Source organism: Fretibacterium sp. (assembly GCF_057312375.1).
Genome location: NZ_DBHLDX010000048.1, coordinates 1 through 13,878, shown reverse-complemented (window position 1 = coordinate 13,878; position 13,878 = coordinate 1). Strand labels below are relative to the sequence as shown.

At 64.5% G+C, this 13,878-nt stretch carries 15 protein-coding genes and 1 tRNA gene; 3 read left to right on the top strand and 13 right to left on the bottom strand.

Going from position 1 to position 13,878, the window contains the following annotated elements:
- The 9 genes from ACO41U_RS07800 to ACO41U_RS07760 all read right to left on the bottom strand — a co-directional run.
- A partial coding sequence (locus ACO41U_RS07800) for a segregation and condensation protein A (RefSeq protein WP_485942930.1) occupies positions 1–725 on the bottom strand: 725 nt, incomplete at its 3' end.
- Positions 726–743: 18 nt separating this feature from the next.
- Positions 744–1,754, bottom strand: coding sequence for a tryptophan--tRNA ligase (gene trpS / locus ACO41U_RS07795; RefSeq protein WP_298778306.1), 1,011 nt, complete (start codon positions 1,752–1,754; stop codon positions 744–746).
- Positions 1,755–1,934: 180 nt separating this feature from the next.
- Entirely contained in the window at positions 1,935–2,705 is a 771-nt protein-coding gene (locus ACO41U_RS07790) for a Nif3-like dinuclear metal center hexameric protein (RefSeq protein ID WP_485942928.1), read from the bottom strand.
- A 315-nt stretch (positions 2,706–3,020) separates the two neighbouring features.
- A complete protein-coding gene (locus ACO41U_RS07785; protein ID WP_298778301.1) occupies positions 3,021–3,278 on the bottom strand; it encodes a type II toxin-antitoxin system RelE family toxin in 258 nt (85 codons plus the stop codon).
- Positions 3,275–3,442, bottom strand: coding sequence for a hypothetical protein (locus ACO41U_RS07780; protein WP_298778299.1), 168 nt, complete (start codon positions 3,440–3,442; stop codon positions 3,275–3,277). The genes ACO41U_RS07785 and ACO41U_RS07780 overlap by 4 nt, the downstream gene beginning before the upstream one ends.
- Before the next feature lie 16 nt (positions 3,443–3,458).
- A complete protein-coding gene (locus ACO41U_RS07775; protein WP_298778296.1) occupies positions 3,459–3,776 on the bottom strand; it encodes a helix-turn-helix domain-containing protein in 318 nt (105 codons plus the stop codon).
- 81 nt (positions 3,777–3,857) lie between these two features.
- Positions 3,858–4,283: a tyrosine-type recombinase/integrase gene (locus ACO41U_RS07770; protein ID WP_298778294.1), complete on the bottom strand. Its 426-nt coding sequence runs from the start codon at positions 4,281–4,283 to the stop codon at positions 3,858–3,860.
- A gap of 198 nt (positions 4,284–4,481) precedes the next feature.
- A tRNA-Ile gene (locus tag ACO41U_RS07765) sits at positions 4,482–4,558 on the bottom strand.
- 20 nt (positions 4,559–4,578) lie between these two features.
- Positions 4,579–4,761, bottom strand: coding sequence for a ferredoxin (locus tag ACO41U_RS07760; RefSeq protein WP_015556559.1), 183 nt, complete (start codon positions 4,759–4,761; stop codon positions 4,579–4,581).
- Positions 4,762–5,032: 271 nt separating this feature from the next.
- Between ACO41U_RS07760 and ACO41U_RS07755 the strand changes: the two genes are divergently transcribed.
- Positions 5,033–6,289 carry a M23 family metallopeptidase gene (locus tag ACO41U_RS07755; RefSeq protein ID WP_485942924.1) on the top strand — a complete coding sequence of 419 codons (1,257 nt, stop codon included), beginning with the start codon at positions 5,033–5,035 and terminating at the stop codon, positions 6,287–6,289.
- Between the two features lie 82 nt (positions 6,290–6,371).
- Here ACO41U_RS07755 and paeA read toward each other — a convergent pair whose 3' ends face one another.
- From paeA to selA, 4 genes are read right to left on the bottom strand one after another with little or no spacing between them, the layout of a single operon-like run.
- Positions 6,372–7,736: a polyamine export protein PaeA gene (paeA, locus tag ACO41U_RS07750; protein ID WP_485942922.1), complete on the bottom strand. Its 1,365-nt coding sequence runs from the start codon at positions 7,734–7,736 to the stop codon at positions 6,372–6,374.
- 23 nt (positions 7,737–7,759) lie between these two features.
- Positions 7,760–8,524, bottom strand: a complete 765-nt coding sequence (gene nudC, locus ACO41U_RS07745; RefSeq protein ID WP_298781743.1) for an NAD(+) diphosphatase — start codon at positions 8,522–8,524, stop codon at positions 7,760–7,762.
- 2 nt (positions 8,525–8,526) lie between these two features.
- Positions 8,527–10,443, bottom strand: coding sequence for a selenocysteine-specific translation elongation factor (gene selB, locus ACO41U_RS07740; RefSeq protein ID WP_485942920.1), 1,917 nt, complete (start codon positions 10,441–10,443; stop codon positions 8,527–8,529).
- Positions 10,436–11,869 carry an L-seryl-tRNA(Sec) selenium transferase gene (selA, locus tag ACO41U_RS07735; RefSeq protein ID WP_485942918.1) on the bottom strand — a complete coding sequence of 478 codons (1,434 nt, stop codon included), beginning with the start codon at positions 11,867–11,869 and terminating at the stop codon, positions 10,436–10,438. The genes selB and selA overlap by 8 nt, the downstream gene beginning before the upstream one ends.
- Before the next feature lie 148 nt (positions 11,870–12,017).
- On the opposite strand from selA, the gene yedF reads away from it, so the two are divergent.
- Complete coding sequence (yedF, locus tag ACO41U_RS07730; RefSeq protein ID WP_485942916.1) at positions 12,018–12,836, top strand: sulfurtransferase-like selenium metabolism protein YedF; 819 nt, start codon at positions 12,018–12,020, stop codon at positions 12,834–12,836.
- Between the two features lie 62 nt (positions 12,837–12,898).
- The gene (locus ACO41U_RS07725) at positions 12,899–13,735 is read left to right on the top strand and encodes a nucleoside phosphorylase (RefSeq protein WP_485942914.1); all 837 of its coding nucleotides are present in this window, start codon (positions 12,899–12,901) and stop codon (positions 13,733–13,735) included.
- The last annotated feature ends 143 nt before the right edge of the window (positions 13,736–13,878 follow it).

The window sequence follows — 13,878 nt, the reverse complement described above, 5'->3', positions numbered from 1 at the left end:
ATGCGCACCCTGCCCATGCGGCACATCTCAAGGAGCGCCAGCAGCGTGACCACCAGCAGCTTGACCGAGTGCGCGGCACGACACAGCGCGCTCAGGAAGAGCGTCCCCTCCCTCGCCAGCTGACCGTCCAACTCCGCGATCCGATCCTCGATCAGCGCCTCGTCCGGCGCCGCCTCGGCGAACCCATCCCAGTCGGCAGCCTCCTCCTCCAGCAGGCGTTCCCGCTCGCGGCTCCGTTCGCGGTTGTGGCGTTCAAAGACCCCCCACCAAACGCGGGCCAGGAAGTAGAGGTCCCCGACGTCGTATTCGAGGTCCAAAGCCTCCTCGCCATCGGCCTCCGACGCGCCCTGAGCGGGCCGCCGGAAGCAGCGCGACTGTTCCTCAAGCCGCTCCCACAGCCAGCGGGACGCCGCGTGATAGGGGCGGTAGCGGACGAGGGTTTCCATGATGGCCTCCTCGTCGACCTCAAGCTCCTCCTCCAGCTCAGGCTCCGCGCCGGGCAGGAGGGAGCGGGTCTTGGAGAGGAGAAGGCCCGCTGCCATGTAGAAGAACTCCGCGATCGTTTCGACGGAAGCGCGCTTCGTGCGCGCCAGATACACCCCGTAGATGCGCACCAGCTGCCGCACCTTGATGCGGGACGCCTCCATCTGCCGGCTCTCCACGAGGGTGCAGAGGAGGTCCAGAGGGCCGGAGAACCCCTCGACGGAGATGTCAAAAGCCTCCATAGGCGCTTCTCCGCCGGGCTACCTTGCGGGGTTCACCAGCAGCCCCATGGCAGGATAGATCGACCCCATCGTCTCCCGCGCGACGGCTTCGGCACGGCGCGCCCCATCGGTCAGGATATCGTCCAGGAGCTTCCTGTTCCCCTCATAGCGGGCGCGGCGCTCGCGCACCGGGGCCATCATCTCCTGAATGTGCGCGTTCAGCCGTTTCTTGCAGTCCACGCAGCCGATCCCCGCCGTGCGGCAGCCCTCGGCGATCTCTTTTTTCTCCTCATCGTCGGGGTTGAAGACCTTGTGAAGGTCCCACACCGGGCAGACGTCGGGGTTCCCCGGGTCCGTCCTCTTGATGCGCGCGGGGTCCGTCACCATGCCCCGAAGCTTTTGCCACATGGATTCCGCCGACTCCGATATCTGCAGCGCGTTGCCGTAGGACTTGCTCATCTTTCGCCCGTCGATACCCGGAACCTTGGGCGTCGCCGTGAAGAGCGGCTGAGGCTCCACCAGCAGCCCTTCGCCGAAGAAGTTGTTGAAGCGCCGCACCGTTTCCCTGCTCAGCTCCAAGTGCGCGCTCTGGTCCTCCCCCACCGGCACGAGGCTCGCCCTGTACAGCAGGATATCTGCCGCCATCAGGACGGGATAGCCCAGAAAGGCGTAGGTGCTCAGGTCCTTGTTCTTGATGTTGTCGATCTGCTCCTTATAGGTAGGGTTGCGGTATAGCCAGCCCAGGGGAGTGATCATCCCCAGGGCCAGGGCCAGCTCGGCGTGCTGCGGCACGTGCGACTGGACAAAGATCGGGCTCTTCTCCGGGTCGAGCCCCACCGCCAGCCAGTCCAGCAGGGCCGTGTAGCAGTACTCCCCCGTCTCCGCCGATTCAGCGTAATTGGACATCAGGGCGTGCCAGTCCGCCAAACTGTAAAAGCAATCGTACTGCCCGTCCTGCTGCAGTTTGACAAAATTGCTGAGCGCCCCGGCCATGTGCCCCAGGTGCAGAGGCCCAGTGGGCCTCATCGCGCTGAAAACCCGCTTCTTCAAAACAGACCAATCCTTTCGTCCCTGTCCGTGCATCTACGGCCGACCGTTTCCCGTCCAAAAGGACGGGCGGCCTGATTGAATCGACGTTCGCCTGATTTCAACATCCCAGAGAAGCGCTGAAGGAACCCCTTAGCTTGATATCTCCGGCCGCCTTCAGCACCTTTTCAGGTCAGCGCTTTCCTACAAGCGAATGGGGGCGCTCAGTCCCCTCACCTCAATCAATGCCGTTTCGATGCCGCCCCCCACGCCGATCCGCCGGGCCAGCTCCGGGAGGGAAACGCGCTCCATCTCCCCATGGTCCGCGACGGCGACGACCAGTCCTGCGCGGGTCGCGTCCATCAGCTCGTGATACTTGACGTCCGCCGTGAGGTAGATATCCGCGCCCCAGGCCCTGGCGGCAGGCCAGAACTCCGAGCCCGCACCGCCGCAGAGGGCCACGTGCAGTATACTACAGTTTGCAGGCGCGTAACAGTCGAGGCGGGTCAAGTTCCACGCCTCCCTGACCTTCTCAAGGAAGCGGTCGAGCGGCTCCGCTTCCGGAAGGCGGCCCTTCGCCCCCAGCCCCGCGTTCGGGTCCAGGGGCGTTATCCCAATCAAGCCCAGGCGACCGGCCAGCTCCCAATTGACGCCCCTCTCCGCGCAGTCCCAGTTCGTGTGCGCCGCCAGGACGGCCACGTCGCGCTTGATCGCCTCCCGCACGGCGCGCCCGGGGTCGGAGTTCAGGTCCAGCTTCTTCAAGGGGCGAAACAGGAGCGGATGATGGCACAGGAGCGCCTGACAGCCCTGCTCCGCTGCCGTCACGATCGCCTCGCTGATGGGGTCAAGGGCTATGCCGACGCGGCTGACCTCCGCATCCAGGTCCCCCACCATCAAGCCCACGTTGTCCCATTCCTCAGCCAGGCTGAACGGCGCAACACGGTCCACCCGTTGCAGCAGATCGCGAACTTTCATCGACTGTCACTTCCCTAAGATTGAGATTTATAGCCGCACCAGCCGAACCGCCCTGAAGCAGCGGACCTCAGGAGAGGTTGGCGAAGTCCGCCACCCCCACCGCCCTCCGCCCTCAAACGCGGCTCGTCCTTCCCTTCACGTTCCTTCTGACATAATGAAACCCCGCCTCGCGGCGGGGGTTATCATTGACCGGAGCTTTTCCGGCTCTCTCGTCAGTGCCACCTGACACCGTATAGGGTCAGAAACTCGGTTAATAACGTAGGATTCCCCCGCTGGGACCTCAACGTTTGTCCGTTTTCTTGTACGGTCACCGGATTACTTTTTGTAGATGTCCCCCCGCGGGCCCACCTGCGTTACGTGAATGGTGCGCGCGTCCTCGTAAATGTCCAGCAGGACGCGCCATCGCCCCACCCGCAGCCTGTACCCCGATCGCCCCGCAAGGCGCCGGACATCGCCTGCCTCCGGACCGCCCTCCAGCGCCTCGATCGCCTCAACCAGACGCCCCCGCTCCGGCTCCGGGATGCGGGCCAGACGCCGCAGCACGTCCCTGTCCGTGACAACCGTCCAATTCACAGCGCGGACACCTGCCTGCGCAGCTCCTCCAACGTCAGATAGTCCCCCTGCGCGAAACGCTCCCGCGCCCGCTCCACGTCGGCTTCCTCCTCCGGCGTCAGGGGCGGCTCCGTCGGGTCGGGCACCCGCCACAGCGCCACGCGCTCCTGCACCTCAACGCTCATCTTCTCTCCCCTCCCGTCATGCGGGCGACCTATCTCCCGTCGTCAGCTCCCGCAGTTTCGCCTCCACAAAGGCAAAACCCTCCGACGTGGCCGGAAGCGTCAGCGAGAGGTCCCCCTGCCGCAACACGATTTCATCTTCTTTCCCCGTGGCCAGATAGCCCACGTTCACCTTCAGAACCTCCGCTGCCCGCAACAGTTTCGAGAGCGTCGGCTCCAGCTTCCCCGCCTCCCAGCGTCGCACCGTGTCAACGGACACGCCCACAGCCTCGCAGAAGTCGTACTGCGTCATCCCCGCCAGCTTCCGCGCCTGTATCAATCTATCCTTGAAGTCCATCGTCGCCCCTCCTGCTTAAATTATGCATATTTGCCAGATTTATCACAATCGCAGAGCTTCAAATAATAAGGCACATGTGCCTTATTCCCTAGTATAATGCATATATGCAATAGATAAGACACATGCGAGGAGGTGAACACATATCCCGTGGAGCAAAGATACGGGACGTCGTTCCGGGGCTGGGAAAGAGCCAGCGTCCCGACCCCGTGAGCGGCGCAGTTCCTCCAGCGCGGCAAGGGCCTTTGTGGCCAGCGGCACGATGTGCGGGCGACGCATCTTCATTTTCTCGGCGGGGATACGCCACTCGACACGCTCCGTGTCGATCTCCGCCCACTCGGCGGCTCGCACCTCGCCGGGCCGGGCGAAGATCAGGACCGAAAAGAGCATAGCGGCCCGCATGATGGGATAGGGATATTCCCGTATGGTCCGCATCAGGCCGCGGTCGTCGAGAATCATGTAGGGCCTGTCTTTGGGCTTGGCGCTTTTCGCTTGAAGTTCTGTTATCATGGTGTGGCAATCTTCCCGATTACATTGTCCTGTGACCGTACAAAGGGGTTGGTTGGCGACGTCCTTTGTACGGTTTTTTGTCCGTTTATACGGCGGCTCTGGCCGGTCTTGTCTGGCCTTTTACAGAGGTAAAGATAGCAAAAAACCCCGCTCTTAAGCGGGGTTATAAACTAAACCGGCTTAGGCCAGTCATTTGCATGGTGGGCCCACCTGGGCTCGAACCAGGAACCTTCCGGTTATGAGCCGGTGGCTCTAACCACTTGAGCTATAGGCCCGTATCTTAAAATTATAACCGTTATTCAACTCGAATGCAACCAACGGGGCAGCTGGATTCAGCCTCCCTTGCAGATTCATCCTCCGTTTCCGCCTTGACGACCTTTGCCGTCCCCTTCCCCTCGTCCAAGGCGAAATTTTCGGGGCTGATCTGTACGCAGAGCCCACAGCCTATACACGCTGTCTGATCCAGGGAGATCTTCATTGTCCTGCCTCTCGCCTCCGTCCAAAGAGCACGCACGCCTTCCCTACTCTCTGCAACACATTTTAATATGAGCGTGCCCCTCCGTCAAACTGCGTGGAGCACGACACAAGGCGCGCCGCCCTGAGCTGCGCGGGAAGCGGGACTTTCAGGACTTTTGTGCAGGGAGGGAAAACTTTTTGCCTCTACGAAAAAACCGCCTCCCCAAATCCATTCTTTTCTGCAATAATGAGCTCCACTGAACTTAAACGGTACAGAGGGGCGGTTTTAATAAATGTCCACCAATCGTAAAAAAGAAAGAGAACGAGGGCCCTCCCGTGCATGGACGCTCTATGCCGCAGCCGCGCTGCTCGCGCTCCTGACCTGCTGCGTCAGAGAGGCCTGCGCGGCAAAGTGGGAGAGCCTGACCCTGTCCGACGACGTCGCAGGAAGCCTTGAGAGCCTCGACAAGTTCTGCCTCCTCCACGACCTCTCCTCAGCCGACGTCCTGTGGGCGAACAACTGCACGGTAAGCGACCTCACTCCGGGGAAGGTGCTCTACCTTCCGAAATCCAGAACGGACGTGCTCTCCCTGTGGCAGCACCAGGGCGCATGGCAGCCAAAAGCACTGGTCAAGACGACGTCCGCCGCAGTTGCGGAGCGGGCGCGGGGAGCCAGCGGCGTCCCTCCCGTTTCGGCTTCGCTCAGGCCCACGCCCCCCGTCCCTCAGGCGACGGGCGCAAAGCCTGCTCCAGCCCCCGAAGGCGGCAAGACGCCTCCTGTTGCCCCGCAGAACGCTATCAGCAAGGCCCCCGTAGCACCTGCACCTGCCCCAAGCCTCAAGGATCCTGCCGCAGGGCGCGCAGCAGAGGGCGGCAAGCGCGAAACCCCCACGACGGGCAAGGTGACAGACGATAAAAACGCCAAGGTCCAAGGCGGGAAAAAGCAGGCGAAAACTGCCCCGCTCCTCCTCCTCTCCCCGGACGGCGATTCGGGCAACGGCCCCATGAGGCTCGTGATCTCAGGCGATTCGGTAGCCATCGTGCGCCTGCCCAAGAGCGCAGCGCCCAGGACACCGTCCATGGCGGACTTGAACCGCTCGTTCCTGTTCCCCACGTTTCCGGAAACGCCACCCTCCAAGGACGTCCCTCCCTCCGCCGGCCTCCGGGGGAAAAAGATGCTTTGGCCCGTCAACGGCGCGATCAGCTCCGGCTTTGGGAAGCGCGGCTCAAGGAAACACGATGGAATTGACATCCCCATGCCAGCCGGCACCGTCATCCGCGTGGCAAAGGACGGCGTCGTCGCCCGAACGGGGAGCAGCAAAACGCCGTGCTACAGCGGGTACGGAAACTTCGTCCTCGTCAACCACGGCAACGGGCTTCAGACGCTCTATGCGCACTGCCAGAAGGTCACCGTGAGGGTCGGCCAGCAACTGCAAGAGGGACAGGTCATCGCCAACGTCGGGCGCACGGGACGCGCCACGACGAACCACCTGCACTTCGAGGTCCGCGTCAACGGCAAGCCCGTCAACCCCATCCCCTACCTTCGCTGACGCGTTCCTAAAACAAGGGGAGGAAGCCCGTCAAGCCCCCTCCCCGCACTTTTTCCCTCCCTGCTCTCCGCGGGGGTCCAGATCACTCTGCCCCCTCGTCTATCTCCCCTGTGGGCAGGGCGCTCGATTGAGGGGGCGCCGCATCTGCGCCCTCCGCTCCATTCGACGCACTGACCTGCAGGCGCGTCACCAGGATCTGCCCGATTCGATAGCTCTCTATGTCCATGACCTCAAACTTGTGCCCTCCGTAGGCGACGAAGTCCATGCGGTGAGGGATACGCCGGAGCATGTACGTCATAAAGCCGCCGATCGTTTCGTAGTTCTCCTCGTCGGGGAAGGCGTCGAGCTTCAGGACGTGCTTGACGTCCTCGATGGGGGTGGCCCCCTCCAACAGCCACGACGTATCGTCCCGCTTCGTGATCTGCTCCTCCTCTCCGACAAGCCGCCCCATCAGCATCAGCATGATGTCCTGCAGCGTGATGATCCCCACGACAAGCGCGTACTCGTTCAGCACGACGGCCAGGGTTTCCCCCCTCCCCTTGAAGTGGTCCATCGCCTCCGCCAACGTCAGGGTGTCGGGGAGGATGAGCGGCGGACGAATCTCGAACCCGCTGTCAAGGGCCAGGCGCTGGCCCTTGATGACGCGCTCCAGGAGCTCCTTCGAGTCCACGTAGCCGACGATGTGGTCGATGTCCTTATCGCACACCAGATAGGTGGAGTGGGCCTCCTGGGCAATCTTGTCCTTGATGCTGCTCTCGTCCTCGTGCAGGTCGAAGTAGACGATGCTCTCCCTTGCGGTCATGGCGGACGGGACCGTGCGCACATCCAGCTCAAAGACGTTGCCGATCAGGTCCTTCTCCTGCTTGCGGAGCACCCCCGCCACCGTCCCTGCCTCTACCATGGCGTAGAGGTCGTCGGAGGTGATGTCGTCCTTCCTCTTCTCCGGGAAGCCCATCAAGCTGTAGATGGCGCTGCTCACGGCGTTGAGCATACGGGCGATCGGGCCGCAGAAGAAGATGAGGCGCCTCATGCCGTCGATCGTCCTGACCGAGGTCCTCTCCGGAATGGCCATGGCGATGCGCTTTGGGATCTGGTCCGCGAACACGACGAAGAAGATCGTAACCCCAAAGAAGGGGAGCGCGGAGGCGATCTGGGCGCGAACGGGGCCGGGGATGGCCTCGGGAAGGCGCGCCAGGATCAGGGGCGCAAAGGATGCGTCCCCCACGATGCCCGCCAGGATCGCCACGAAGTTCAGCCCGATCTGAACCGTCGTGAAGAACAGGCCCGGCTGGTCCTGAAACGACAGGACCCTCGCGGCCTGAAGGTTTCCCTTCTCCGCAAGCGGCCGTAGCTTGACCCTGCTCGAAGCCGCCAGCGATATCTCCGCCAGGGAGAGAAACGCGCTCGCCGCAGCCAGGAGCATCACGGCAATCAATCCAAACAACATCTTTATTGCCTCCTCGTTACACGTCAAGGCCGCGGGCAGCCTGGGCTGTGCGTCGCGATGAAGTGGTCGATCAGCCGTCTGGAGATGCTCGCGGAGTTGGGGATGCCCTTCGGGATGTCCTGCGGCGCAAACCAGCCGGCCTCCCCGATCTCCACCCCATCGGGGCGCAGCTCCCCTCCCTTCCAGCGGGCCGTGAACCCCAACATCAGCGAACACGGAAAGGGCCAGGACTGGCTGCCGAAGTAGCGGATGTCCTGGACCTCGATGGACACCTCCTCCATCACCTCGCGGGACACCGTTTGCTCCAGCGTTTCTCCGGGTTCCACAAAGCCGGCGAGGACGCTGAAGCGCCCCGCAGGCATGTTCAGGTTGTGGGCCAAAAGGAGCTTCCCCTCCCGCTCGATGGCCGTGATGATCGCCGGGGAGAGCGGCGCGTAAAACGTGCGCCCGCACTCGACGCAGCGCCGTCCTCTGTCCTCCTCGCGGGGCACGAGGGGCGCGCCGCAGAAGGAGCAGAGTCGGACGTTCCCCCACCAGCTCATGTACTGCCACGCGGCCCCAGCCCGCGCAAAGGGGCCGTCGCCGAACTTTCCCCAGACCTGACGCAGCCCCAGCCACTCCGACCCCGCCGGAGGCTGAAACGCCTCGTCCACCTCGCACCAGGGCGTCAACTCCTGCCAGGGACGGGGAAAGTCCAAGGAGCAGCGAAGCGCAGACGACGGGCGCTCCTCCGGGTCGGCCAGGGCGTCCCGCGCCGCCAACACCCTGTCGCCTTGAAAGATCAGCACGGCTACTGTCCTTTTACGACGCGGACGTCCCCGACGCGCCGGGTGTAGCCCTTCGAGTCGAAGTACTCCAGCACGGGAAGGATGAACTTGCGAGAGCTCTGCGTCCTGTCCCTTACGGCGGCCAGGGTCACGTTCCCGCCGATCTCCCGCAGGATGTCCTGCATCGCCCGCTCCAGCTCCGCCGTCAAGACGTAGCCCCCCGGCAGGAGGGCCAGCTCGCGCGAGTTCCTGAGGCTTTGGATGAGCGCACCGAACACGGGCTGCGAGAGCTTCATCTCGTCCCGCAGTTCGTCCAGCGTGAGGAGCTGCCACCCCTGCCGGCGGCAGATCTCCGCCAGCCTCTGGCTGTTCTTCAGAAATTCCCCCTCGCTCTTCGGGGCAAAGTCCGGCGTGCGGACCTTGTTTTCGTCCAGCACCAGGGCACCGTCCTCGATCATCAGGGCGATCAGGGAACGGAGCGCGCGGGCGTCCGGCAGGGGGACCTTCCGCAGCGCCTCGTCCAGGGGAAGGCCCGCCTCGGCGGGGAAGGACTTCTGGTAGGCCAGGACGGCGTCCTTCAGGTCCGCCTTCAGCTCCGCGCAGCGGGCAAGCGAAAGGTACAGCGGCTTATCCCCCTTCAGCTCCACGATCTTTCCGGCTCCGGCGAGGTTTCTCGCGATGTCGGCACAGTTGGCGAGGGTCTCCTGCATCGCCACCGCTGCGCTCTGGGCGTCCATCACCCTGGCGTCGTCGATGAGCCGCTCCAGGCGAACCGAGGGCGTTCCGGCGGACAGGAGCGCCCGCATTCGGGCGAGCACCCGCGCCCTTGCCGCGGCCCCCCTGGGCTTGTGGGAGTAGGGAAAGACCACGCCGCCTCCGCCAATCGTGATCAGCGGGCTGTAAAAGCGAACGATGAACCGCTGGTTCAGGGTGCAGACCACCGGCTCCTCAAGGACGAGCTGGGCAGGCTCCTCGGTCCCCGGCCGTATCTGCTTCGACTGCAAGAGCGCCACCCGCGCCAGGACCTCGGACGTTCCGATGCAGAGGTGAACGCGCTGCCAGTGCCGCAGCGGCTCGCGGACGGAAGGCAGGAGCCGGATCGTAGCGTCGAAGCAGGTCGTCGGAGCGTAGATCCCCCTCTGGCAGACGACGTCGCCGCGCTCGATCTGATCCACGGCGACGTTCGTCAGGTTGGCCGCCACGCGCTGCCCCGCGCAGGCCTCGTCAACCGGATGGCCGTGGACCTGAAGGCTGCGCACCTTCCCCTGCCTCCCGGTGGGGAGCACCTCCACCTCCGTGCCGGGACGCGCGATCCCGCGGTAGGCGGTCCCCGTGATCACCGTGCCGAAGCCGGAGATGGGGAAGGCCCGGTCGATGGGCAGGAACAGGGCGCCGCTGCGGGGGCGCGGCCTCACCCGATCCACCAGGGACGCGATCTCCCGCCTCAAGACGTCCAAATTGGCGCCGGACAGGGCCGAAACGGGAACGATGGGTTTCCCTTCCAGGAACGTGCCGCGCACGAACTCCTCCACGTCCTCCTGAACCAGCTCCACCATTCCCTCCTCCACCCGGTCGGCCTTGGTGATGGCGATGAGGCCGTCGTGCACTCCAAGGAGCTCCATGATGGCCAGGTGCTCCCTGGTCTGGGGCATGACCCCCTCGTCCGCAGCCACCACGAGGAGCGCCGCGTCGATGCCGGAGGCCCCGGCCACCATCTGCCGGATAAAGCGCTCATGCCCCGGCACGTCGATGACGCTCACAACGCGCCCGTCCGGAAGGTGCAGCGGGGCAAAGCCCAGCTCTATCGTGATTCCGCGCTTTTTCTCCTCAAGCAGGCGATCGCAGTCCACCCCGGTGAGGGCGGAGATCAGGGTCGTCTTTCCATGGTCGATGTGTCCCGCCGTTCCGATGACGAGGCAAATCTCCTTCTCCTCATTCACAGGCACATTCCCCCTTCCCCGCGAGTGGGCCGGCCTCAGGCCGGAGGGCCGCAAGGGCACTCACCACGATCTCCTCGTCCCCCGGTTGGAGGGTCCTGACGTGCAGCACCAGCGCATCGTCCCTGGCGCCGGCGACGACGGGACGCTCTCCCTTCCTCAGGAGGGCCTGAAGGCGCCCCGCACCCCCTGCCGGATGTCCGCTGACGGCGACCCCCCAGCCCGCGAGAGGCTTCTCAGGGTAGGACCCTCCGCCCACGGCGTCCTCCACGGGAACCACCTCCACCTGCGCGACAACCCGTCCCCGCAGGGCGGCAGCAAGGCCCTCGGCGCGCTCCCTGAGGGCCTCCGGAGGGATACGGATCATGGCCGGCGTCGGGATGTCGTCGAGCGCCCCGCGCCTGTAGAGGCGCAGGGTTGCCTCAAAGGCGGACAGGGTGATCTTGTCCACGCGCAGCGTCCTGAGGACGGGGTGCTTCCTCAAGCCGTTCACGACGGCGCGCTTTCCGGCGATGACGCCGATCTGGGGGCCGCCCAGCATCTTGTCCCCCGAGAAGGTGATGAGGTCTACGCCCTGCTGCAGGGAGGTCCGAACGTCCATCTCCCCCTGCAGGCCCAGCAGTTCGCCGTCCACGAGGAGGCCGCTTCCGGCGTCCTCCATAAAGACCACCCCGCGCTCGTGGGCCAGCGCGGCCAGGTCCTTCCTCTCTGGGGCCGCGGTGAAGCCCTCGATGCGGAAGTTGGAGGGGTGTACCTTCAGGAGCATCGCCGTGTTCTCCCCCAGGCCGGCCCTGTAGTCCTCGAGGTGCGTTCGGTTCGTCGTGCCCACCTCCACCAGCTTCGCGCCGGAGAACTCCATAATGTCCGGCACGCGGAAGGAGCCGCCGATCTCCACCAGTTCGCCCCGCGAGACGATGACCTCCCTGCCCCGCGCCAGGGCGATGAGGCAGAGGAGGACGGCTCCGGCGTTGTTGTTCACGACGAGCGCCGCCTCGGCGCCGGTCAGATCGCAGATCAGTCCTTCGACGTGGACGTTGCGCTGCCCCCGAACCCCCTGAGCCAGGTTGTACTCCAGGTTCGAGTACCCCCGCGCCGCGCGCTCCATCGCCCGCACGGCCTCCGCAGCCATGAGGGAACGGCCCAGGTTGGTGTGGATGACCACCCCGGTTGCGTTGACGACGCGGCGCAGGTTCGGCCTCTCCGCCTCGGTCAGGACAGCAAGGCACACCTCCCGGATGTGCTCCGGGGAGATGTCCTCCTCCCCTCCCGCGAGCATCCGGCGCCGGATGGCCGTCAACTCGCCGTTGATGGCCTGCTTCACCGTTTCCCTGCCCACCCGCTCCATCCAGGGCCTCGCCCAGTCCTGCGCCAGCAGGATGTCCATGCCAGGGATCGCCCGAAGTTTCCGCTTGATGTCCTCAACCGTCATCTTTGTCCCCACTCCTGAAACGTCTTCAAAATTCTCCCGGCGGCGCGCGCCGCCGGCTGGATAGTTTTCTTCAATCATTCTATAATATCAACCATTCTATAATAATTGAGTTCAGTGCTCAAGCGATAGACGCAGGAGGATGCTCTCGATGGTCACAGTGAACGCATTCGGAAAGTCCGGCCCGGAACCGGCCGCAATGACGAAGGAGGCGCTGGAGAAGGGGGCGGACGAGGTTCGCGTGATCGTTGACAGCCCAACGGCAGCCGCGAGCGTCAGAGATTTTTTGATTGGTGCGGGCCTCCGCGTCCAGCTCCAGGACGACGAGGGACAGCTGATCGTCGTCGGCGAAAAAAAAGCGGCTGCCGACGACGGACCGAAAGGGCAGACGCCCCCTCCTGCCGCCGCGCAGGAAGCCAAGTCGCTCGACGGGTCGCCGCACCGCGAGCCGCGTCGGGAGGAAGAGCCGCGTCAGGTGGAGGGACTGCCCCCAAAGCCCCAAGTCCCCTCCCGGAAGCCCTCCGTGGAGGAAGCGCCAGGCGGCCGCCGCGAGAAGCGCTCCCGCTCAAAGCAGAAAAAGGGACTGGAAGCCATCCCCCAGAAGGGACAGGAGCTCACCCCTCCGCGCGACGACACGTCCCTTGCCGTCCTCATCACGGGGGAAACCTTCGGGCGTGGCAGCGAGGAGCTTGGAGGGGTGCTCGTGAAGAGCTTCTTGAAGACGCTGGCGGGCCTTGAGACTCCGCCGACCGTTCTGGCCCTGATGAACGGAGGGGTGAAGCTGGCCCTCTTCGACTCCTCCACCTGCGACCGCCTGAAGGACCTGGAAAGGCGGGGGACCAGGGTCCTCGTGTGCGGCACCTGCACCAATTTTTACGGCGTAACGGACAGCGTCGGCGTCGGCGTCATCTCCAACATGTACGAGATCGTGGAGACGATCGCCAGGGCGGGCAGGATCCTGAGCCTCTGACCCCAGGGCAGGCTCAGAGGAAAAGGGGCTTAAGGGCCCCCAGAAAGGGGGAGAGGGAGACCGTGAACTCGGAGTGGAAGTCCGGGGCCGAACGGCCCGTCATGGAAGGGGACCTGCAGTACCATATTCGCTGCAGGAGGGGCGACGTGAACCGCTACGTCCTCCTCCCGGGGGACCCGGCCCGCGTCGAGGTCATCGCTCAGGGTTGGGGAAGCGCGCGCTTCATAGCCGACAACCGAGAGCACCGGACGTGGAGCGGCGAGTTGGAGGGCGTCCCCGTCACCGCGTGTTCCACCGGCATGGGGGGACCGTCCACCTCCATCGCGATGGAGGAGCTGGCCGCACTTGGGGCCGACACCTTCATTCGCGTCGGGTCCTGCGGGGCCATCCAGGAGGAGGTCGAGTGCGGCGACCTCGTCATCTGTTCAGGAGCCATGCGGCAGGACGGGACCAGCCAGGATTACATCGACCTGTCCTACCCCGCGGCGGCCAGTTATGAGGTGACCGCCGCCCTCGTGGAGTCGTGCGAACGCCTCAATATCCGCTACCACGTAGGCGTCAGCTGTACGACGGCATCCTTCTACTGCGGCCAGGCCCGACCAGGACTGAAGGGGTACGCCCAGTCCTCCCAAGCCCATAAGGTCGAAGACCTGAACCGCGCGGGCGTCATGAACTTCGAGATGGAAGCCGCCACGGTCCTCACCCTGGCCGGGATCTACGGCCTGCGCGCAGGGGCCGTTTTCGCCGTCGTCGCCCACCGACTGAAGGACTCGTTCCAATACGCGGGCATCGATCACAGCGTTCGGGCAGCCAACGAAGCCCTGAAGGTCCTGGCCTCCTGGGACAGGGCCAGGGAGGCCAAGGGGAAGCCCTTCTGGTTCCCTGGCCTCCTCGCCTGACGGATGGAACGCAAGGATACGAAAAATCCCCTCAGGCCCGCGATTTGACGGGCTTGAGGGGACTCAAGGGCTCAAACTCTACGCGAAGTCGCGGCGCTCCTTGATGCGCGCGGCCTTTCCGCTCAGCTTGCGCAGGTAGTACA

Bases quoted from the DNA above. Each gene is read 5' to 3' on its own strand.
- selA (WP_485942918.1), bottom strand. From the start codon at position 11,869: ATGACGGTTGAGGACATCAAGCGGAAACTTCGGGCGATCCCTGGCATG.
- yedF (WP_485942916.1), top strand. From the start codon at position 12,018: ATGGTCACAGTGAACGCATTCGGAAAGTCCGGCCCGGAACCGGCCGCA.
- ACO41U_RS07790 (WP_485942928.1), bottom strand. From the start codon at position 2,705: ATGAAAGTTCGCGATCTGCTGCAACGGGTGGACCGTGTTGCGCCGTTC.
- ACO41U_RS07780 (WP_298778299.1), bottom strand. From the start codon at position 3,442: ATGAGCGTTGAGGTGCAGGAGCGCGTGGCGCTGTGGCGGGTGCCCGAC.
- paeA (WP_485942922.1), bottom strand. From the start codon at position 7,736: ATGTTGTTTGGATTGATTGCCGTGATGCTCCTGGCTGCGGCGAGCGCG.
- ACO41U_RS07770 (WP_298778294.1), bottom strand. From the start codon at position 4,283: ATGATAACAGAACTTCAAGCGAAAAGCGCCAAGCCCAAAGACAGGCCC.
- ACO41U_RS07760 (WP_015556559.1), bottom strand. From the start codon at position 4,761: ATGAAGATCTCCCTGGATCAGACAGCGTGTATAGGCTGTGGGCTCTGC.
- ACO41U_RS07755 (WP_485942924.1), top strand. From the start codon at position 5,033: ATGTCCACCAATCGTAAAAAAGAAAGAGAACGAGGGCCCTCCCGTGCA.
- ACO41U_RS07775 (WP_298778296.1), bottom strand. From the start codon at position 3,776: ATGGACTTCAAGGATAGATTGATACAGGCGCGGAAGCTGGCGGGGATG.